Below are 19,293 nucleotides of genomic sequence, written 5' to 3'. Positions count from 1 at the left end.
GTAACAAACCGGCCAGTCCGTGCGAATCTATTTCCGGCACTCTTCGCAGAACGGACATTTTGATGAACCCTCCCGCCGGTTGGAACCCCGACCCCTTCGACCCCACGATCGACCGTTACTGGGACGGTCAGCAGTGGACTGCACAGACACGGCCCAAGGGCGTCGACGCACCCACTCAAGCCTTCGGCACTCCCACCCAGGTCTTCGGTGCTCCCGGATCGCCGGTGCCGGACGCAAACGCCGAGGAAGGCAAGACGCGGCGTAAGTGGCCGTGGATCGCCGGCGCAGCAGTCGTGGGGCTGGTTGCCATCGCCGCGGCGACGGGCGCGGGCAAGTCGGAAGAATCAACGACGCCTGCTGTGGCCTCTTCTACGACAGCGGCGGCGACGACAACCAAAAGCACGGTCCCGTCGACGACGAAGACCACGACGTCGTCCCTCTTGCCGACGACGACAACGATCGTGCCGCCACCAACGACGACAACCGTGGCAATCGTGCCGCTGGTTCCGCAGGTGCCGGAGATCACGACTACGCCGTACGTTCCGCCCGCGCCGGCGTACACGCCGCCGAAGACAACGGAACCCGCGTACGTTCCGCCGCCGGCAAAGGTGCCTGATGCAGGGGTGTATTACGCCAACTGCTCAGCGGTGCGAGCGGCTGGTGCTGCCCCGATCTACCGCGGCGATCCCGGCTATTCGTCCAAGCTTGATCGTGACGGTGACGGCGTGGCCTGCGAGACCTAGGCGATCGAAGCGGTGTCGGTGCGGCGGGGCAGTATGGACGGCATGCTCCCCGAAGAATCCGACGACGTCGTCGGCGAAGACTATTCAGACGCGCGGCTGGCCGGGCAGAAGTGGCGTCAGCGCACTTTCACCAATTGCAATTTCCGAGATGCCGACCTCACCGGACTCACGACGGAGTCGGTGGTGTTCACGGATTGTGATTTCACCGGCACCGATCTGGGGGAGTCCGTGCACACGGGAACGGCGTTTCGCTCCTGCAATTTTGCTCGGACCAGCCTGTGGCACAGTACGTTCCGAAACTGCAGTCTGCTCGGGTCGACGTTCGACGGTTGCCGTATCCGGCCGTTGACGCTCGACGAAGTCGACTTCTCGTTGACCTCACTCGGTGGGGCGGACCTGAGGAAGATCGACTTCACCTCATGCCGATTCCGTGAAGCGAACCTGGTTCGGGCCGACATGCGGGGCGCGGTGCTGGCGTCGGCGGATCTGTCCGGTGCTCGTACGGGTGGACTCAAACTCGAAGGTGCAGATCTGCGCGGCGCGCGGATCGATCCGAGCCTGTGGACGTCCGCATCCGTCGGAAACGCGCAGATCGAGTTGATGCAGGCGGTGGCTTATGCGTCGGCGCACGGTCTTGTCGTAGACATGAAGTAGAGGCGCCTAGCTCTCCACGCGCTCCTCGAGGCGCACTGTCACCATCTCGCCGGTCTCCTTGCCGATGGCCTTGCGAAGATCGGCTTTGACCGGCAGCTTGTGGTTGCCGTCTCCCAGCGCCATGAACGAACTCTGGAACGGATGTCCGTCGATCGTCCCGCGTACCTTGACCAGGCCGCGGGTGCCGAAGAACTCGGCGGACTCCGGCCAGATCACGTAGGTCCACCCACCCTTGGCGTCACTCTTCTGCAAGGTGGCCGTGAATTCCTTGTCCAGCAACATGATGACTGTCCCTTCGGGTCGTACCTTGTGATCAGCGGATGAATTCCCGTGCGAGCAGATCCATCAGCAGTCCGTCCTTCCACACACCATGGCGATCTCGCGAGTACTCGCGCATCACCCCGACGTCTTTGAACCCCACCGATCGGTAGCAAGCGATGGCGACGGAGTTGTCGACTTCCGGGTCGATGACCAGACGGTGGAATGCGAGGTCGTCGATCAGGTGGGCACACAGCACCCGAATCGATTCGCGACCGAACCCTTGGCTGTGAAAGTCGGGATCGAGGAACAAGTCGAGCCCGGCGTGGCGGAAGTCGGGGTTGTCCTCCGCCTCGTACCACTGGATGAAGCCGATCAGGCGGTCGCCGTAGAAGATGCTGTAGCGCGTGGTGCCGGCCTCCGGCGCTGCAGGCCAGTCGTCGTCGGGATTTTGCCACCACTGCACGACGTCCGGGTGCAGGTGAATTGCCCGCAGACGGGCGTGATGATCGGGCGCGACGGGGGAGAGGAGCACCCTCGGGCCGCGTAGTTCCGGAGCCGTTGTCACTCATCGACCCTAACCTGGAACAATGGTCGCCGTGACTGCAACGATCCTCGACGGCAAAGCTACCCGCGACGAAATCTTCGAAGACCTGAAGGTGCGGGTGAGCGCTCTGAAGGCAGAGGGCATCACACCCGGCTTGGGCACCATCCTGGTGGGCGACGACCCGGGATCCGCGGCTTACGTGCGCGGCAAGCACAACGACTGCGCCAAGGTCGGTATCAATTCTTTGCGACGCGATCTGCCTGCCGACATCACGCAGGAACAGCTCAACGCGACGATCGACGAGCTCAATGCCAATCCCGAGTGCACGGGCTACATCGTGCAGTTGCCGCTCCCCAAGCACCTCGACGAGAACGCGGCCCTCGAGCGTATCGACCCCGACAAGGATGCCGACGGCTTGCATCCGGTCAACCTCGGTCGACTGGTGTTGGGCAAGGAAGCCCCGCTGCCGTGCACCCCACGTGGAATCCTCCACCTTCTGCGTCGCTACGAGGTCCCGATTGCCGGTGCACACGTGGTGGTTGTCGGACGCGGCGTCACGGTCGGTCGTCCGATCGGATTGCTGCTGACGCGTCGTAGCGAGAACGCGACGGTCACGCTCTGCCACACCGGTACCCGCGATCTCGCGGCCGAGGTTCGCCGCGCCGACATCATCGTCGCTGCCGCCGGCGTTCCCGGCCTCATCACCGCAGACATGGTCAAGCCCGGAGCAGCGGTCCTCGACGTCGGCGTCAGTCGCACCGACGACGGCCTGCGCGGCGACGTGGCAGCCGACGTGAACGAGGTCGCCGGCTTCGTCTCACCCAATCCCGGTGGTGTCGGACCGCTGACCCGCGCGTTCCTGATCACCAACGTGGTCGAGCGCGCCGAGCGGGTTCTGGCCGGAGTCTGAGTCCGATGTCCTCACTGGTCGGCCTCGCGAAGAAGAATCTGCCCATGCTCGCGGTCCTCGCCGTGATCGCGGCGGCCGTGGTTCTCGTGCTGGCCGACCGGTGGCGTCGCGGCGCCCTCGTCTTCGGTGTTGCCGTCATCATCGGAGCTGCCGCTCGGTGGTTCGTTCCCGAGAATCGTGTGGGGTTGCTCGCGGTGCGCGGAAGGGTCTTCGACACTGCGGCGATGGGTGTGATGGGTGTGTTGATCGCGACGCTCGCCCTGACCATCGATCCGCTCGGCACCGACTGAGAAGATCAGTGCCCGTAGAACGAGCGAATGTCGATATCACTCAAGGGGATCCACTCCGGTGAATCTGTGGATGTCGACTTCTTTCCAGCCTTGACCGGTGTACTTCGCAGCGTCACCGCAAGTGCAGGTTCCTCGTCGATTCGCCCGGCCAGGGCGTAGATCGCGGCGAGATGGTGAACGCACGGCGAGCGTCGACCTGAGCAGTCGCAGCTGGCAGTGCACTCCGAAAGATCAACGGCTACTGCGATATTTCGAGCCTGCAGTTCGGTGACGATGCTGTCCGGCAGTTCGCCGGTGGAGACGGATCTGTTGGCCTTTCCCGCCGAACGGAGAAGGCTCTTCACTGCGGCGATTTCGGATTTGGTCCAGAGCGGGACAGAAATTGTCACCGACGAGGTTTTTGCTTTGGTGCTCACCTCCGCGACGACGGTCCCCGATGAGACCACGGTGAACTCCACGGAACCGTTGCGTGCGAGGGTACGAGCCGTCGGCAGGGACGGGTTCGGACCGGATGCCGCAGTCCGCTCCACCGTGCGCAGCCATGCTCGACCCCAAGCGGTGACACCGAATTCGTTGGCCATCAGATGATCACCGCGCCGTCGAGTTCGAGGAGTTCACGCAGTTCGGTGTCGGGTAGATCGGCCAGGGCGGCCTCGACGTTCCCGGAAACAGCATCGGCCACAGCTCGTTTGGACTCGTGCATCGCTGCGATGTGATCCTCGACGGTACCGCCCGTCACCAAGGTGTGGACGTTGACGGTGCGCTTCTGGCCGATGCGGTGTGCCCGGTCGGTTGCTTGGTCCTCGACGGCTGGGTTCCACCACCGGTCGTAGTGCACGACGTGACTTGCTCGCGTGAGGTTGAGGCCGAAGCCGGCGGCGCGCAAGCTCAGAATCAGAACCGGTGGTGAATCCGTGTCGTTCTGGAATGCGTCGACCATCGCGTCGCGCTTGTCGGTGTTCAGGCCGCCGTGAAGGAAGGGGATTGCGCCGATTCCCAACTCGGAGCCCAGGTGCCGTGAGAGCATCTCGCCCATCGTCCGGTATTGCGTGAATATCAGCGCGCGATCGCCGTCGTCGACGATCTCGGCAATCATTTCCGTTGCGCGGTCGAGCTTTCCGGATCTTCCGTAGAGGTCGTCCGTATCGCCGGTGACCTGCGCCGGATGATTGCATACCTGCTTGAGAGTGGTCAGCAGCGCAAGGATGTTGCCGCGCCGGGCAATTCCCGTACCCAAACCGGTGTCGAAAGCATCTGCAACTGCAGACCGATAGATGCGCGCCTGTTCCGACGTCAGAGTGCACGAGACGGTGGAAAATTGCTTGGGCGGAAGATCCTTGGCCACTGTGTCTTTGGTTCTGCGCAGAATGAACGGATCGATGACCGCGGCAAGCCTGGTCGCCGCGGTGGCCGATCGACCGGATTCGATCGGTACGGCAAAGCGTTGACGAAACCGTGCGCGAGTTCCGAGGACTTCGGGATTGGCGACGCGAAAGAGTGACCACAATTCTTCGAGACGGTTCTCCACCGGCGTGCCGGTCATCGCTACCTTGACGTCGGCCGACAACTGCATTGCTGCTTTGGCTGCCAGCGAAGAGGGGTTCTTGATCTGCTGTGCCTCGTCGAAGACCACTGAACTCCAATGGATCGGGGCCAATTGGTCTGCGTCGGAACGCAAGACGCTGTAGCTGGTCAGCACCGTGGCGCCGGCAGGAACACGAGTGGGAAGTGCGCGAGCGGTCCCGTGATGAACGTGCAGTGGCAGATGCGGAGCGAATCGCTCGATCTCGCGGCGCCAGTTTCCGATGACCGAGGTGGGACACACAACCAGGTGTGGACCGTCGTCGGCGCGGATCGCGATCATCGAAATCGCTTGCAGTGTCTTGCCCAAACCCATCTCGTCGGCGAGGATTCCACCGCCCGAACCCGACAGTGCAGTCAGCCAGGCAACTCCGTGCACTTGATACGGGCGCAATGTCGCCTGAATCTTTGCTCGGCGAAGACTCTCCACGGCTGCGCGCGCTTCCGTGAACAACCGCACCGTGGACCGGGCGCTTCTGATTTTCGTGTCGTCGCGCTCGATCGCGGCATGCGCTGCAGTCGGAATGTCATGTGCCCCGGTGTCGATGACGCGCTTCCATGCGAGCAACGACGGTCCGAGGTCGTCGCGACGTGCATCGAGGGTGTGCATGGCGTCGATCGCGGTGGCGAGGTCGAGCAGTTGCGCTGCGACGTCGGTCGGTGTGATCGACTCGTCGGCCGGGATCGCCAGCCGGCAGATGCCCGGCGATCCCGTCGGCATCCCCAGCACCGACAGTCGCGCTGCCGGGTCTGTATCACCCCAGAACGCAAAGGACATGTGCTCGGGAATGTACGTAGCCTGCAGGCGCGTCGAGCATGGCTGATTCACGTTCGCCGATGCTAGCCGCGCCGGCTCAGGTATGCCAATGAAAATGTCGGGAAAACCTGCAGATCAGCTGTGGTTTTCCCGACATTGACGGATCCTGAAATTGTGCCTCTGTGCGGGATCAGCGGGCCGTGCGTGCGAACTCCATCGTTCGGCGAAGCAGTCCGGCGACAGCGTCCGCCTCCGTCAGGAAGCCGTCATGGCCGTCTCTGGACTTGAGAATCTCGAGGCCAGTGCACGTCGAAATGCCGTCCGCGATCTCCTCCTGCAAACGAAGGGGATACAGCCGATCCGAGTCCACGCCGCCCACGACGACCGGCGCCGTGATCGATGCCAGCGCCGCTGCAACGCCGCCGCGTCCACGACCGATGTCGTGCCGGTTCATGGCCTCGGTCAGGAGGACGTACGTGCTCGGGTCGAAGCGGTCGACCAGCTTGTCTGCCTGATGTTCCAGGTAACTCTGGACGGCGTATCGTCCACCGTTCCAAGGATTTTCGTCGTTCTGGGCGGAGTTCTCGAAGCGCGCATCGAGTTCGGACTCGGTGCGGTACGTCAGGTGCGCGATGCGACGGGCGATGCCGAGTCCGGCGCGAGGTACCCGCCCCGTTCCGTGGTAGTCACCGCCCTGCCAATCCGGATCGGAGACGATGGCAGCGATCTGCGTCGTCTGGGTGCCGATCTGATCTGCAGTGGCTCGTGAACCGGTTGCGAGAACCAACGCGGAGCGAATGCTGTCCGGGTAGGTAACTGCCCATTCGAGGGTGCGCATGCCGCCCATGGATCCGCCGACTACCGAGGCCAACTGGCCGATCCCGAGGAGATCGACGAGCTTCTTCTCCGCCGCGATCTGATCCCGGATGGAGATCTCGGGGAACCTGCTGCCCCACGGCTTGCCGTCGTCGGCCAGTGAACTGGGACCGGTCGTGCCGCGACAACCGCCGAGGACATTGGTTGCGATGACGCACCATTCGCCGGTGTCGATCGGTTCGCCCGGCCCAACCATCCCGTTCCACCAGCCGGGGGAGGGCTGATTTGCGGAGATCGGTCCGGTGACGTGTGAGTCTCCGGTCAGTGCGTGCTCGACGAGTACGACGTTGTCGCGGTTCGGGGACAGCTCACCCCACCGCTGAACGGCGAGCGAAACCGATGGGAGTACCGCGCCGCTCTCGAGTTCCAGGGGACCGATGTCGACGAACCCCACCTGGCCGTCGGGCGGGGGAAGGAGGTCGATCCTGGGCTCCAATTCGTTCACGGTCACGAGTTTGCCACCGCAGCCAGGCCGACGGTGATATCGGCGAGGATGTCGTCGATTCCTTCGATACCGACCGCGAGGCGGACGAGTCCGGGCGTGACACCGGAGGCGAGCTGCTCTTCGGGGGTGAGCTGCGAGTGTGTCGTCGAGGCGGGGTGGATGACGAGTGAGCGAACGTCACCGATGTTGGCGACGTGGCTGTGCAGCGTCAGGGCGTTGACGAACGTCTTGCCCGCATCGATACCTCCGGGCAGCTCGAAGGTGACGATGGCGCCGGTTCCCTTGGGCGTCAGCTGCTTTCCGCGTTCGAACCATGGCGAGGTGGGGAGTCCCGCGTAGGAAACGGAGGCCACCTCTCCGTGGCCGTCGAGGAATTCGGCGACCTTCTGTGCATTGGACACGTGGCGCTCGATGCGCAGGCTCAAGGTTTCGATGCCCTGCGCGATGAGGAACGCGTTGAACGGCGCCACGGCGGAGCCGAGATCGCGCAGCAGTTGGACGCGCGCCTTGAGTGCGAATGCCGGCGCGCCGAGGTCTGCGAAGGTGACGCCGTGGTAGCTGGGGTCAGGGGTCGTGAAGTTGGTGTGGCGACCCTGCGTCCAGTCGAAGGTGCCGCCGTCGACGATGACGCCGGCGATCGCGGTGCCGTGTCCGCCAAGGTATTTGGTGGCGGAGTGAACGACGATGTCGGCGCCGTGTTCGAGTGGGCGGAGCAGGTACGGCGTCGCGACAGTGTTGTCCACGATCAACGGAAGACCGTTCTCGTGGGCCAGCGACGAGATGCCGGGCAGGTCGAGGATGTGGTTCTTGGGATTGGCGATCGTCTCGCCGTAGAACGCCTTCGTGTTCGGGCGAATGGCTTCGCGCCACTGATCGAGATCGTCGGGATCTTCGACGAAGGTGACTTCGATGCCCAGCTTGCGAAGGGTGTAATGCAAGAGGTTGTACGTGCCGCCGTACAGGTACGGGCTCGAGACGATGTGGTCGCCGGCTTCGGCGATGTTGAGGATCGCGATGGTTTCGGCAGCCTGACCCGAGGAGAGGAGGAGTGCGGCGACTCCGCCTTCGAGGGCAGCGATGCGCTGCTCGACGGCGTCCTGTGTGGGATTCATGATCCGCGTGTAGATGTTGCCAGGCTCGGCGAGGCCGAACAGTGCCGCAGCGTGATCGGTGCTGTCGAAAACGTAGCTGGTGGTCTGGTAGATCGGCAGAGCGCGCGCATTGGTGGCGGTGTCCGCTGTCTGCCCGGCGTGCACCTGCTTGGTCTCGAACGACCAGTTCGCGGTCGGATCAGAAGTTGCTGCGCCGTCGGCTGTGTTGTCGGTCATGATTTGTTCACTCCAGTGGTCTGACGGATAGATGTCGGACGGGGGCGAAGGATCGCCGCCCCGTGCTGGGGTCTATCTACAAGTGCGACACATACTGAGTTACCTCCGTGGGGCTCGGCCCGGTCTGGGGTCCGTCCCTGTCGGACCCGCGCTTGTCACCCGAATTGCGGTGGAACTGCGTGAGCAGATCCACGTCGGGAAACCTGGTCATCACCCGGGGCACCCCACCGCGGTTGGAGGGTTGCCGTCCAGCGAGCCGGGGCTTGACGCTGGCACTCATGACCAAGTCGGATTCTACCGGGAAGTGAGCGCAGTCCTGACGCGGGGCGAATTGTGAGCCGCAACCGCACGCGAGACAGAGCGACGCAGCCCACTAGCAGGCAAAAGTTACTCGCGAGTAGAGACCGATGGGTGGACCTGCCGGTTGCGGCCTCACGGGTTAGCAGTACGCTTGTCTTGTTTGGGACTCATCTCCCGAGATCAGTCCACACCGTCTAGGTTTGATAATCGAACCGTTCGCGGACCCACTCACAAAGTGTGACCGCAACCGTGTAACCAGGGAAACTTCCTAGGAGGACGCGAAGCACCCATGTCCAAAATCAAGGTTGAGGGCACCGTCGTCGAACTCGACGGCGATGAGATGACGCGCATTATCTGGCAGTTCATCAAAGACAAGTTGATCCATCCGTATCTCGATGTGAACCTCGAGTACTACGACCTCGGTATCGAGTACCGCGACGAGACCGACGACCAGGTCACCATCGACGCAGCGCACGCGATCCAGAAGCACGGCGTCGGCGTCAAATGCGCCACGATCACGCCGGACGAGGCACGTGTCGAGGAATTCGGTCTCAAGAAGATGTGGCGTTCCCCGAACGGAACGATCCGCAACATTCTCGGCGGCACGATCTTCCGCGCACCGATCATCATCTCCAACGTTCCGCGACTCGTTCCGGGCTGGACCAAGCCGATCATCATCGGCCGTCACGCATTCGGCGACCAGTACCGCGCCACAGACTTCAAGGTCCCCGGCCCCGGCAAGGTGATGATCACCTACACGCCTGAGGACGGCAGCGCACCGATCGAGCACGAACTGGTCAACTTCCCCGAAGAGGGCGGCGTCGTCCAGGGGCAGTACAACTTCACCACGTCCATCCGTGACTTCGCTCGCGCGTCGCTCACCTACGGACTGCAGCAGAACTACCCGGTGTACCTGTCCACCAAGAACACCATTCTCAAGGCGTACGACGGTGCCTTCAAGGACATCTTCCAGCACGTCTACGAGACCGAGTTCAAGGCTGAGTTCGATGCCGCAGGTCTGACCTACGAGCACCGCCTCATCGACGACATGGTCGCTTCCGCACTCAAGTGGGAGGGTGGATACGTCTGGGCATGCAAGAACTACGACGGCGACGTCCAGTCCGACACCGTGGCCCAGGGCTTCGGCTCGCTCGGCCTCATGACGTCGGTTCTGCTGACACCGGACGGAAGGACCTGTGAGGCAGAGGCTGCTCACGGCACCGTGACGCGTCACTACCGTCAGCACCAGCAGGGCAAGCCCACCTCGACCAACCCGATCGCGTCCATCTTCGCGTGGACCCGCGGGCTCGAGCATCGTGGCAAGCTCGACAGCACCCCTGAGGTCATCGGCTTCGCGCAGGCGCTCGAAGACGTTGTCATCAAGACCGTCGAAAGCGGCCAGATGACCAAGGACCTCTCGATGCTGGTCGGCGGCGATCAGGGCTACCTGACCACCGAGGAGTTCCTCGGCGCACTCGACGTGAACCTGCAGAAGGCCATGGCCGCGAAGTAGATTCACTGTTTCACCTTCTGATGGGACGTCCGGGAAACCGGGCGTCCCATTTGTGTTCGCGGTCTCACGTGAGTGAACTCACCCGCTCTCACTTGGAAGTTCAACCAGGTGTGAGACCACAATTGATCAGTGACTTCGTCTACCCTCTCCCGTTCTGACACCTCGACACCCGGGGTTCGTTCCGCCAGAGGTCCAGCGATGCTCGCTCTTGCCCTCGGCGGTTTCGGTATCGGCACAACCGAGTTCGTCGCCATGGGATTGCTCCCGGAAATGGCATCCGGGCTCGGCGTCTCGGAACCCATCGCGGGTCACGTGATCTCGGCGTACGCGCTCGGGGTTGTCGTCGGTGCTCCGCTGATCGCTGCTCTCACCGCACGGGTACCGCGCCGCACCCTGTTGATCGCACTCATGGTCGCATTCACCGTCGGCAATGCCGCTTCGGTCTTTGCGCCCTCGTACACGACGCTGATGATGGCTCGATTCGTCGCCGGATTGCCGCACGGCGCGTACTTCGGAGTCGCCGCACTGGTCGCCGCTCATTTGGCCGAACCAGGTAAACGCGCGAAGGCCGTGGCGATGGTGATGATGGGTCTGTCCGTGGCCAATGTGATCGGGGTGCCGGTCGCGGCCTGGATCGGCCAGGCACTCGGCTGGCGCAGCGCCTTCGCCTTGGTCGCCGTGATCGGGGTGGCAACCGTTGCTTCGCTGTTCGTCTGGATTCCGCGGTTGGACGGTATGCCGGTGACGAATCCGATCACCGAACTCGGGGCGCTGGGCCGCGTTCAGGTGTGGATGACCCTGATCGTGGGAATGGTCGGATTCGGCGGGATGTTTGCCGTCTACACCTACATCAGTACGACGCTCACCGACGTGTCCGGTCTCGGTGCTTCGTTCATTCCTCTGGCGCTCATGCTTTACGGACTGGGCATGGTCGCCGGCAACTTCGTCGGTGGATACCTCGCGGATCGCGCACTGATGAAGGGTTTGTTCCTGTCGATGGGATCCCTCGTGGTGATCCTCGCGGTCTTCGTGATCGCCGTGCGCAATCCGTACACGGCGCTTGTCTTCGTCTTCCTCATCGGGCTTGCCGGGTCCTCGATGGTTCCTGGCCTTCAGACACGGTTGATGGATGTCGCCGAGGACGCTCAGACCTTGGCTGCGTCTCTCAATCACGCCGCGCTGAACATCGCCAATGCCTTCGGAGCGTGGATCGGCGGCGTCGTCATCGCTGCCGGTTACGGGTATACCGCACCGGCAGCGGTTGGGTCGCTGCTGGCCGTCGCGGGTCTCGTCGTGCTGGCGGTTGCGGTGATTCTGCAGCGTAGGGCCGTGCGCTGACCTGGGCGCCCATCCGCGTCGGTGGAATCGGCTACGGTGCTTGCCGTGCCACAAACTGCTGACTCCCACATTCTTGCGCCCCACACCATCACGTCCGTGAACGTCAACGGCGTTCGAGCAGCTGCCCGCAAGGGCATGCTCGATTGGCTGGAGAAGACGTCGGCGGATTTCATCTGCCTTCAGGAAACGCGTGCGTCGGACGATCAGCTTCGCGAGACTCTCGAACCAGCGCTCGGCAACGGATGGTTCCTCGTCTCCGCCGAGCCGTCCGCGAAGGGACGCAACGGAGTCGCTGTGCTTTCACGCACGGAACCTGACGCGGTGCGGATCGGTCACGGCGACGACGAGTTTCTCGACGCCGGTCGATACATCGAAGCCGACTTCGCGGATCTGACCGTCGCGAGCCTGTACCTGCCCTCCGGTGAGGCGCTCACGCCGAAGCAGGAGGAGAAGGAGCGGTTCATGGCGTCCTTCGCAGTTCACCTCGCCTCCACCGCTGCGGCGGCCGAGGCTGCCGATCGTCACGTGGTGGTCAGCGGCGATTGGAACATCGCGCACACCGAACTCGACCTCAAGAACTGGAAGACCAACAAGAAGTCTTCGGGATTCCTCCCCGAGGAGCGCGCCTGGATGGATCTGCTGTTCGCCGAAGATTCCGCGTGGGTCGATGTCTTCCGCACCCTCCATCCGGGTGTCGACGGTCCGTACTCGTGGTGGTCGTACCGCGGCAAGGCATTCGACAACGATTCGGGTTGGCGTATCGACTACCAGGTTGCCACCCGCGGATACGCCGAGCGGGCCAAGGTTGCGCTCGTGGAACGCGCTGAGTCCTACGACCTCCGTTGGTCGGATCACGCACCTGTCACTGTCTCGTACCGGTAGGAGCGCTCGTGTCTGAAGGTCTGAAAATGCCGAGCGCAAAGACGCGCAACGCCATCATCACCGTCGTGGTGGCTGTGGTGGCGCTCGTACTGGCGGTAACCCTTTCTTCACGTGACTCCGACAGTTCGGCGTCGTCGGTTACGAAGTCCTCGAGTGCCCAGTCCTCGACTGTTCAAGCCAAGCCGGGTGCTACCACCAAGGCCGCGCCGTCGAGTTCCGTGCCCTCGAGCTCCGTGCCCTCGAGCTCCGCGCCCTCCAGCTCCGCCGTCAAGACAACGCAGCAGACGAACAGCGATGCGCCGGCGCGCGTTCTCGCCACGCTCGTGGAGATCGACGCCGGGCGGTGGCCGGATTCCGCCAATGCGCCGGGCACCAAGGGCGGCATCACCTTCCGCAACAGCGAAGGGCGTCTGCCCGCTGTCGGTGCCGGTGGCGGACGTGTCGTCTATCAGGAATGGGACGTCAACGCGAAGAAAAACGGCCAAGGTCGTGATGCCGAGCGAATCGTCACCGGTAACGACGGTTCGGCGTGGTACACCCTCGATCACTACGACACGTTTGTGAGGATTCGCTGATGTCGGACTCGTCTACGGTCAGCGTGGCGCAGTGGCTGGATCCGTCTTCCGATGTGGCTTCGGTGGCCCTGCAGGGCGACCCGGCCGTTGCGGATGATCTTGCACGTGAACTCCGTGGCGAGAATTTTGTCGTTCGGGTGGTTCGCGGAGAGAACATGCGAACAACGGCGCAGGTCTTCGACGAGTTCGCGGCAGCCTTCCAGTTTCCGTCCCACTTCGGGCGCAACAAAGACGCTTTCGACGATGTCATGCGCGATCTCGACGGCGTACTCGGACTTGGCGCCGGATATGTAGTTGTGATCCGAGGTGCGGGTTCTCTACTGTCCGAGCAACAGGATCAGTTGGAGTGGTTCCGCGAAACGATGGACTTCTACACCGAAGAATGGGAACCCGTCGTTTTCCGGACCGTCTACCAGTTCGGTGCGGAGGACCTCACCGCCCACGGTGAAGACCTCGTCGAACTCGACTACCCGGGCACCACGCCACTGCACTGATTTCCACTCGTGAAAAGATCGGAACCATGTCGACCCCTGCAGAACAGAAGCCCACCGCAAAGCCTCGCGTGCTTTCCGGAATCCAGCCGACGTCGGATTCTTTCCACCTCGGCAACTACCTGGGTGCGCTGCAGCAGTGGGTTCCGTTGCAGGACGATTTCGACGCTTTCTACTTCATTCCGGATCTTCATGCCATCACGGTGACGCAGGACCCGAAGGAATTGCGTCGTCGCACCAAGGTTGCGGTGGCTCAGCTCCTTGCGGTGGGTATCGATCCGGATCGGGCGACGCTGTTCGTACAGAGTCAGGTTCCCGAGCACGCACAGTTGGCGTGGGTCCTGAACTGCATCACCGGTTTCGGTGAAGCCAGCCGTATGACGCAGTTCAAGGACAAGTCCGCCAAGCAAGGCAGCGACAACGCCAGTGTCGGTTTGTTCACGTATCCGGTTCTGATGGCCGCGGACATCCTTCTGTACCGCCCGCAGCGAGTTCCGGTGGGTGAGGATCAGCGTCAGCACCTCGAACTCGCACGCGATCTGGCCGGCCGGTTCAACACCCGCTACGGCAAGGCGTTCGTCGTTCCCGAGCCGCAGATCATCAAGGGCACGGCAAAGATCTACGACCTGCAGGATCCGACCGCGAAGATGAGCAAGTCCGCCGCCAGTGCGGCCGGACTGATCAATCTGCTCGACGATCCGAAGGTGTCGGCAAAGAAGATCAAGTCGGCCGTCACCGACAACGAGCGCGAGATTCGTTTCGACCCGCAGGCCAAGCCGGGCGTCAGCAACCTGCTCACCATTCAGTCGGCTCTCTCGGGAGTACCGATCGAGACTCTGGTGGCCGGTTACGAGGGCAAGGGGTACGGCGACCTCAAGACCGATACCGCTGATGTGCTGACCGAGTTCGTCACCCCACTCAAGGCGAAGGTCGACGGTTACCTTGCCGACGAGGCAGAGCTGGATCGCATCATCGCGGCTGGAGCGCACCGCGCCCGTGAGGTGTCTTCACGCACTCTCGCCGCTGTCTATGACAAGGTCGGATTCCTGGCACCGAAGGGCTGACTTACGCGAATTCGGACTCACGACGCCTGACCGAACATGAGGGGGACGGCAATGGCTGACACGGACGACGACGCACCGAGCTTTCTCGAGAAGCAACGAGCAGCGCGACCCTGGCTCGATCATCTGGTTCGCGCCGCAGGACGTTTCCAAGAGCAAAAGGGCGATTACTACGCTGCGGGAATCACGTACTTCAGTGTTCTCGCATTGATTCCGATCATGATGGTCGCGTTTGCAGTGGCCGGTTTCGTATTGGCCGGGCATCCCGAGTACCTGGAGTCGATTCAGGAGCAGATCACCAAGAGCATTCCGGGCAGCTTGGGTGACACCATCAACACGCTGATCGATTCGGCTATCGACTCGCGCGCGAGCGTCGGAATCTTCGGTCTCCTGGGTGCCGCGTACGCGGGTCTCGGTTGGATGGCAAATGTTCGCGACGCGCTGACGGCGATGTGGGAGAGCAAGCGCGAGCCGAAGGGTTTCGTTCGTACCAAACTCGGTGACGCAGGGGCCCTCATCGGTCTGGCTCTCGCCATGGTCGTCTCACTGGGAATGTCGGCGCTGAGCAGCGGGCCGGTTGCGACTCAGATCGTGAAATGGCTCAACCTCGAGAACATCACCGGTGTCGGCGTGGGGCTCAGAGTCGTTTCACTGTTGCTCTCACTCCTGGCGACGTGGGCGGTGTTCCTGTGGGTGATTGCCCGGCTACCGCGCGAGCCTGTCACGCTGCGCAGCGCCGCGCAGGCAGCGCTTATCGCCGCGGTCGTGTTCGAAATCTTCAAGCAGGTAGGTGCGATCTACCTCGCGGCCGTCACCAGTGGCCCGGCGGGCGTGGCATTCGGCCCGATCATCGGTTTGCTCGTGTTCGTGTTCACTGCGTCGAGGATGCTGCTGTTCTGCACGGCGTGGGCGGCGACGACAAAGGAAAGTATGGCTCTCGCCTTCGTTCCGCCGCCGGATCCGGCCGTGATCTCGCCGCGAATCGTTGTCAGTGACGGAGCTTCACCGTCTCGCGTGGCTGCGTTGATCGCCACGGGTGCGGTTGCCGGCCTGGGTCTTTCGGGCTTCATGCGCCGTCGGCCGCGCTAGCGCCTTCGACGGTTCAGGGCAACGGCTCCCGCCACCAGCGCGATCACCACAACTCCGCCGACAGCACCGATGAGGATGCGGTCAGTGGTGTCCGACTCGGTGTCGGTAGCGGTGGGTGCTGCCGAAATCGAGCCTGGTGCAGCGGCAGACGGTGTGCGAGTGACATCGGGCGTGGCATCGTCGGTCGATCGGTCCGTCAACGAGCCGACGGTTGTGCTCGCGGGGAGTGCATATCCGTAGTCGAGTAGACGGGCAGCCTGCTCCCACGGACGGATCGGCTTGGCTTCGCCGCCCATCAATGTCACCAGTAGTTTCCGGCCGTTGCGCTCCGCAGCACCGACGTACGTGTGGCGGGCGTCGTCGGTGAAGCCGGTCTTGCCGCCCAATGCGCCGTCGTAGTTGTAGAGCAACTGATTGTCGTTCGCGAGAGTGAATCCGGGGCGGTCCTGATCGTCAGGAATCGTCGGATCTTTGGGGAAGCCGGGAAACTCGACGGTTTCGGTATGGATCAGTCCGGCAAACGTCGGATTCTGGAGGGCTGTATGGAAGATTACGGCCAGGTCGTACGGTGAGCTGCTCATCCCTGGGCCGTCGAGTCCGGATGGAGTTGCCGTGCGGGTGTCGAGGGCGCCGAGTTCGGCCGCGAGTGCGTTCATTTTCGACACGGCTGCGGCGTCACCGCCGAGTTGGCGGGCAAGAGCGTGCGCGGCATCGTTTCCCGATGCCATGACCAGACCCTGCATCAGTTGCCGGTTGGTGTACTTGCCGCCCTTGCCGATGCCGACAGCGCTACCTTCAGCGTCCGCGTCTTCGGCAGTTGCGGTGATTTCGGTGTCGAGATCGAGTTCGTCGAGCGCGACGAGAGCCAACAGCATCTTGATGGTGCTGGCCGGTCGGTAGCGACCGTGCGGATCTTTCGCGGCGAGGACCTCACCGGTTTCGGCGTCCGCGAGTACCCATCCGGATGCCGCGATGTCGGCCGGGAGCGGGGGAGCGCCGTCAGGAAGTACGACGCCACACTCGCCGAGCTTGTCTCCACCGACGGGGCTTTCCGGAATCGGGACGGCAGTCGGGGCCGTGGATCCGGGCGCGGGTGCTTCGGAGAGATCGATCGCCGGCGCCGGGCTACTCGTGAACGGGCAGCTGTCGGTGTTGGGTGTTGTGAACGGTGCCTCGGTGGTGGTGGTGGGCGGCGGCGGGGCCGGTTGGGCGCCGGCCACTCCCGAGGTCCCTACGACACCGGTAAACGCAATGCTCCCTGAGAGCACTGTTCCGGCCACTGCCACTGCACACTTTCGACGCCACATCATCGATATACGAGGGTATGCGAACCTGAGGGAACGTCCGAATCGCCACGCAAGCAGAGGGATCGAAAACAGGCGATTCGGTTTGTACATCGGTCATAGTGGACGATCGCCGCTGATGAGTTCCACCACCACGCAGAGTCTGTAACAGTGGGGTAGTCGACTACTCGAATGGCGCACACGCACTGACGACAGGGGATCGGTATGGGCAAGATCGTGGTGACAGAATTCGTGTCTTTGGACATGGTCATGGAAGCGCCCGGTGGCGAACCGGGTTATGCGCACACTGGATGGGTCTTTCCGTACCAGGAGGGCGATCAGATGAAGTTCAAACTCGATGAAACCCTCGCCGCGGACGTGCTTCTACTCGGTCGACGGACCTACGAGAGCTTCGCCGGTGCCTGGCCTGAGCGCGAGGACGACCAAGGCTTTGCGGACAAGATGAACGAGATGCCCAAGTACGTCGTCACGAGTTCGACGGAGCCGCTCGAATGGAACAACTCGACGGCGCTCGACGGTCCCATCGAGGAATCCGTTCCGAAGCTTAAGGAACAGATCGACGGCGAAATCCTGGTCGCGGGAAGTCGGACGCTCGTCCACGCGTTGTTGCTGGCCGGTCTGGTCGACGAGCTACGACTGATGGTCTTCCCGGTCATTCTCGGGTCCGGCGGGAGAGTGTTCCCCGAATCGGCCGACAAGATCGACCTCGAGTTGAAGGACGATCGTCGGTACGAATCCGGAGTTCAGGTGCTGACGTACCACCCCACGGTCGCGTAGAACTCTCGAAAACATCTGTGGCCGAGCCTCTTCGAGAGTCTCGGCCACAGATGTTTTGCCGGCTAACTGTTCTCGGGGAAGCCGAGGTTGATGCCGCCGTGGCTGGGGTCGAGCCAGCGACTGGTGACGGCTTTACCTCGCGTGAAGAAATGAACACCTTCTGTCCCGTGAGCGTGGGTGTCACCGAAGAGGCTGTTCTTCCAGCCGCCGAAGCTGTAGTAGGCCATGGGAACCGGGATGGGGACGTTGATGCCGATCATGCCGACCTCCACCTCGTTCTGGAAGCGTCGGGCAGCGCCGCCGTCGTTGGTGAAGATGGCGGTGCCGTTTCCGTACGGGTTGTTGTTGATCAGTTCGAGGGCTTGGTCGTAGGTATCGACGCGCACGACGGAGAGAACAGGCCCGAAGATTTCGTCGGTGTAGATCGACATGTCGGTGGTGACGTGGTCGATGAGGGTGGGTCCAAGCCAGAAGCCGTCCGGTCCACCATCGGCCTGGACTGTACGTCCGTCGACCACGATGGTGGCGCCGCCCTTCTCGCCTGCATCGACGTATGAGGCGACCTTGTCGCGGTGGGCCTTGGTGACGAGCGGACCCATGTCGGAGTTCTTGGTGCCGTCACCGGTGACGAGGGGAGTGGTGCGCTCGACGATCTTGGCGACCAGTTCGTCGGCGATGTCGCCGACTGCGACCAGGGCGGAGATCGCCATGCATCGTTCGCCCGCGGAGCCGAATCCCGCGTTGACCATTGCGTCGGCGGCGAGGTCGAGGTCGGCGTCCGGCAGAACGATGGCGTGGTTCTTGGCGCCGCCGAGTGCTTGCACGCGTTTGCCGTTGGCGGTGCCGGTGGCATAGACGTACTGGGCGATGGGGGTGGATCCGACAAACGAAATCGCTTTGACTGCTTTGTTTTCCAGAAGTTCGTCGACGGCGAGCTTGTCACCTTGGAGGACGTTGAAGACGCCGGGGGGCAGACCGGCTTCGGCCCAGAGTTCGGCGAGCCAGATCGCCGCGGTGGGGTCCTTCTCCGAGGGTTTGAGAATCACGGTGTTCCCGGCGGCGATGGCGACCGGGAAGAACCACATCGGGACCATCGCGGGAAAGTTGAAGGGGGAGATGATGCCTACGGGGCCGAGGGGTTGGCGGATGGAGTAGACGTCGACCTTGGTCGATGCATTCTCGGTGTATCCGCCCTTGAGGAGATGCGGTATTCCGCAGGCGAATTCGACTACTTCTTGTCCGCGGCTGATTTCGCCGAGGGCGTCGGAGAGAACCTTGCCGTGCTCGGCTGTGATGATCTCGGCGAGTTCACCTTTGCGAGCGTTGAGGAGTTCGCGGAAGCTGAACAGTATCTGTGTGCGCCGGGCCAGGGAGGTGTCACGCCAGGCGGGGAAGGCCGCCGCAGCAGCGTCGATGACGGTGCGAGCGTCCTCGAGGTTCGCCAGGGCGAGTCGGCCGGTGATCTGTCCGGTGGCGGGGTTGGTGACGGGGGCGGTGTTCTCGGATGTTCCGGCGAACGACTTGCCGTCCAACCAGTGCGCGATGACACGAGTATCAGTGCTGGTCATGGTATT

The 19,293-nt window shown here is 62.9% G+C and carries 20 protein-coding genes and 1 riboswitch; of the genes, 12 read left to right on the top strand and 8 right to left on the bottom strand.

Annotation, left to right across the window (positions count from 1 at the left end; genetic code table 11):
- Positions 1–62 precede the first annotated feature (62 nt).
- Together CPI83_RS19245 and CPI83_RS19240 are read left to right on the top strand one after the other, a co-directional pair.
- Positions 63–743, top strand: coding sequence for an excalibur calcium-binding domain-containing protein (locus tag CPI83_RS19245; protein ID WP_021343637.1), 681 nt, complete (start codon positions 63–65; stop codon positions 741–743).
- A 33-nt stretch (positions 744–776) separates the two neighbouring features.
- Complete coding sequence (locus CPI83_RS19240) at positions 777–1,397, top strand: pentapeptide repeat-containing protein (protein WP_003940770.1); 621 nt, start codon at positions 777–779, stop codon at positions 1,395–1,397.
- Positions 1,398–1,403: 6 nt separating this feature from the next.
- Here CPI83_RS19240 and CPI83_RS19235 read toward each other — a convergent pair whose 3' ends face one another.
- Positions 1,404–1,679 carry a DUF1905 domain-containing protein gene (locus CPI83_RS19235; protein ID WP_020969121.1) on the bottom strand — a complete coding sequence of 92 codons (276 nt, stop codon included), beginning with the start codon at positions 1,677–1,679 and terminating at the stop codon, positions 1,404–1,406.
- A gap of 31 nt (positions 1,680–1,710) precedes the next feature.
- Positions 1,711–2,223, bottom strand: a complete 513-nt coding sequence (locus CPI83_RS19230) for a GNAT family protein (RefSeq protein ID WP_069145850.1) — start codon at positions 2,221–2,223, stop codon at positions 1,711–1,713.
- 31 nt (positions 2,224–2,254) lie between these two features.
- Between CPI83_RS19230 and CPI83_RS19225 the strand changes: the two genes are divergently transcribed.
- Positions 2,255–3,112 carry a bifunctional methylenetetrahydrofolate dehydrogenase/methenyltetrahydrofolate cyclohydrolase gene (locus tag CPI83_RS19225; RefSeq protein ID WP_007727401.1) on the top strand — a complete coding sequence of 286 codons (858 nt, stop codon included), beginning with the start codon at positions 2,255–2,257 and terminating at the stop codon, positions 3,110–3,112.
- A 5-nt stretch (positions 3,113–3,117) separates the two neighbouring features.
- On the top strand, positions 3,118–3,402 hold the full coding sequence (locus CPI83_RS19220; protein WP_003940740.1) for a DUF3017 domain-containing protein: 285 nt from the start codon (positions 3,118–3,120) through the stop codon (positions 3,400–3,402).
- 5 nt (positions 3,403–3,407) lie between these two features.
- On the opposite strand, the gene CPI83_RS19215 is transcribed toward CPI83_RS19220, so the two are convergent.
- From CPI83_RS19215 to CPI83_RS19200, 4 genes are all read right to left on the bottom strand, one after another.
- Positions 3,408–3,983 carry a hypothetical protein gene (locus CPI83_RS19215; RefSeq protein ID WP_097387579.1) on the bottom strand — a complete coding sequence of 192 codons (576 nt, stop codon included), beginning with the start codon at positions 3,981–3,983 and terminating at the stop codon, positions 3,408–3,410.
- Positions 3,983–5,812, bottom strand: coding sequence for a DEAD/DEAH box helicase (locus tag CPI83_RS19210; protein ID WP_232816773.1), 1,830 nt, complete (start codon positions 5,810–5,812; stop codon positions 3,983–3,985). Before CPI83_RS19210 ends, CPI83_RS19215 begins: the two co-directional genes overlap by 1 nt.
- Positions 5,813–5,930: 118 nt before the next feature.
- Entirely contained in the window at positions 5,931–7,067 is a 1,137-nt protein-coding gene (locus tag CPI83_RS19205; protein ID WP_097387577.1) for a homoserine O-acetyltransferase, read from the bottom strand.
- Positions 7,064–8,389, bottom strand: coding sequence for a bifunctional o-acetylhomoserine/o-acetylserine sulfhydrylase (locus CPI83_RS19200; RefSeq protein WP_097387576.1), 1,326 nt, complete (start codon positions 8,387–8,389; stop codon positions 7,064–7,066). Before CPI83_RS19200 ends, CPI83_RS19205 begins: the two co-directional genes overlap by 4 nt.
- Before the next feature lie 143 nt (positions 8,390–8,532).
- A riboswitch (SAM riboswitch) is annotated at positions 8,533–8,673 on the bottom strand.
- Positions 8,674–8,978: 305 nt separating this feature from the next.
- On the opposite strand from CPI83_RS19200, the gene CPI83_RS19195 reads away from it, so the two are divergent.
- The 7 genes from CPI83_RS19195 (at position 8,979) to yhjD (ending at position 15,638) form a co-directional block, all read left to right on the top strand.
- Entirely contained in the window at positions 8,979–10,202 is a 1,224-nt protein-coding gene (locus CPI83_RS19195; RefSeq protein WP_019747659.1) for an NADP-dependent isocitrate dehydrogenase, read from the top strand.
- Positions 10,203–10,400: 198 nt separating this feature from the next.
- Positions 10,401–11,540 (top strand): MFS transporter, encoded by a 1,140-nt coding sequence (locus tag CPI83_RS19190; RefSeq protein ID WP_020969127.1) that lies wholly within the window; start codon positions 10,401–10,403, stop codon positions 11,538–11,540.
- A gap of 36 nt (positions 11,541–11,576) precedes the next feature.
- On the top strand, positions 11,577–12,422 hold the full coding sequence (locus CPI83_RS19185; protein ID WP_020969128.1) for an exodeoxyribonuclease III: 846 nt from the start codon (positions 11,577–11,579) through the stop codon (positions 12,420–12,422).
- Positions 12,423–12,448: 26 nt separating this feature from the next.
- A complete protein-coding gene (locus CPI83_RS19180) occupies positions 12,449–12,997 on the top strand; it encodes a ribonuclease domain-containing protein (protein ID WP_097387575.1) in 549 nt (182 codons plus the stop codon).
- Entirely contained in the window at positions 12,997–13,491 is a 495-nt protein-coding gene (locus CPI83_RS19175) for a barstar family protein (RefSeq protein WP_020969130.1), read from the top strand. Before CPI83_RS19180 ends, CPI83_RS19175 begins: the two co-directional genes overlap by 1 nt.
- A 26-nt stretch (positions 13,492–13,517) precedes the next feature.
- The gene (trpS, locus tag CPI83_RS19170; protein WP_003941025.1) at positions 13,518–14,552 is read left to right on the top strand and encodes a tryptophan--tRNA ligase; all 1,035 of its coding nucleotides are present in this window, start codon (positions 13,518–13,520) and stop codon (positions 14,550–14,552) included.
- A gap of 51 nt (positions 14,553–14,603) precedes the next feature.
- Positions 14,604–15,638, top strand: coding sequence for an inner membrane protein YhjD (yhjD, locus tag CPI83_RS19165; RefSeq protein ID WP_020969131.1), 1,035 nt, complete (start codon positions 14,604–14,606; stop codon positions 15,636–15,638).
- Here yhjD and CPI83_RS19160 read toward each other — a convergent pair.
- Complete coding sequence (locus CPI83_RS19160; protein WP_029254980.1) at positions 15,635–16,948, bottom strand: D-alanyl-D-alanine carboxypeptidase family protein; 1,314 nt, start codon at positions 16,946–16,948, stop codon at positions 15,635–15,637. The genes yhjD and CPI83_RS19160 overlap by 4 nt on opposite strands.
- 198 nt (positions 16,949–17,146) lie before the next feature.
- On the opposite strand from CPI83_RS19160, the gene CPI83_RS19155 reads away from it, so the two are divergent.
- On the top strand, positions 17,147–17,719 hold the full coding sequence (locus CPI83_RS19155; protein WP_019747666.1) for a dihydrofolate reductase family protein: 573 nt from the start codon (positions 17,147–17,149) through the stop codon (positions 17,717–17,719).
- 62 nt (positions 17,720–17,781) lie between these two features.
- On the opposite strand, the gene CPI83_RS19150 is transcribed toward CPI83_RS19155, so the two are convergent.
- Positions 17,782–19,287 (bottom strand): CoA-acylating methylmalonate-semialdehyde dehydrogenase, encoded by a 1,506-nt coding sequence (locus CPI83_RS19150; RefSeq protein ID WP_097387574.1) that lies wholly within the window; start codon positions 19,285–19,287, stop codon positions 17,782–17,784.
- Between the last annotated feature and the right edge of the window lie 6 nt (positions 19,288–19,293).

The organism is Rhodococcus sp. H-CA8f (assembly GCF_002501585.1).
GTDB lineage: Bacteria > Actinomycetota > Actinomycetes > Mycobacteriales > Mycobacteriaceae > Rhodococcus_F > Rhodococcus_F erythropolis.
The sequence above is the reverse complement of the archived record's forward strand: the minus strand, read 5'-3'. Positions and strand labels throughout refer to the sequence as shown.

Bases quoted from the DNA above. Each gene is read 5' to 3' on its own strand.
- CPI83_RS19245 (WP_021343637.1), top strand. From the start codon at position 63: ATGAACCCTCCCGCCGGTTGGAACCCCGACCCCTTCGACCCCACGATC.
- CPI83_RS19240 (WP_003940770.1), top strand. From the start codon at position 777: ATGGACGGCATGCTCCCCGAAGAATCCGACGACGTCGTCGGCGAAGAC.
- CPI83_RS19235 (WP_020969121.1), bottom strand. From the start codon at position 1,679: ATGTTGCTGGACAAGGAATTCACGGCCACCTTGCAGAAGAGTGACGCC.
- CPI83_RS19220 (WP_003940740.1), top strand. From the start codon at position 3,118: ATGTCCTCACTGGTCGGCCTCGCGAAGAAGAATCTGCCCATGCTCGCG.
- CPI83_RS19215 (WP_097387579.1), bottom strand. From the start codon at position 3,983: ATGGCCAACGAATTCGGTGTCACCGCTTGGGGTCGAGCATGGCTGCGC.
- CPI83_RS19200 (WP_097387576.1), bottom strand. From the start codon at position 8,389: ATGACCGACAACACAGCCGACGGCGCAGCAACTTCTGATCCGACCGCG.
- CPI83_RS19195 (WP_019747659.1), top strand. From the start codon at position 8,979: ATGTCCAAAATCAAGGTTGAGGGCACCGTCGTCGAACTCGACGGCGAT.
- CPI83_RS19190 (WP_020969127.1), top strand. From the start codon at position 10,401: ATGCTCGCTCTTGCCCTCGGCGGTTTCGGTATCGGCACAACCGAGTTC.
- CPI83_RS19180 (WP_097387575.1), top strand. From the start codon at position 12,449: ATGCCGAGCGCAAAGACGCGCAACGCCATCATCACCGTCGTGGTGGCT.
- CPI83_RS19175 (WP_020969130.1), top strand. From the start codon at position 12,997: ATGTCGGACTCGTCTACGGTCAGCGTGGCGCAGTGGCTGGATCCGTCT.
- trpS (WP_003941025.1), top strand. From the start codon at position 13,518: ATGTCGACCCCTGCAGAACAGAAGCCCACCGCAAAGCCTCGCGTGCTT.
- yhjD (WP_020969131.1), top strand. From the start codon at position 14,604: ATGGCTGACACGGACGACGACGCACCGAGCTTTCTCGAGAAGCAACGA.
- CPI83_RS19160 (WP_029254980.1), bottom strand. From the start codon at position 16,948: ATGATGTGGCGTCGAAAGTGTGCAGTGGCAGTGGCCGGAACAGTGCTC.
- CPI83_RS19155 (WP_019747666.1), top strand. From the start codon at position 17,147: ATGGGCAAGATCGTGGTGACAGAATTCGTGTCTTTGGACATGGTCATG.
- CPI83_RS19150 (WP_097387574.1), bottom strand. From the start codon at position 19,287: ATGACCAGCACTGATACTCGTGTCATCGCGCACTGGTTGGACGGCAAG.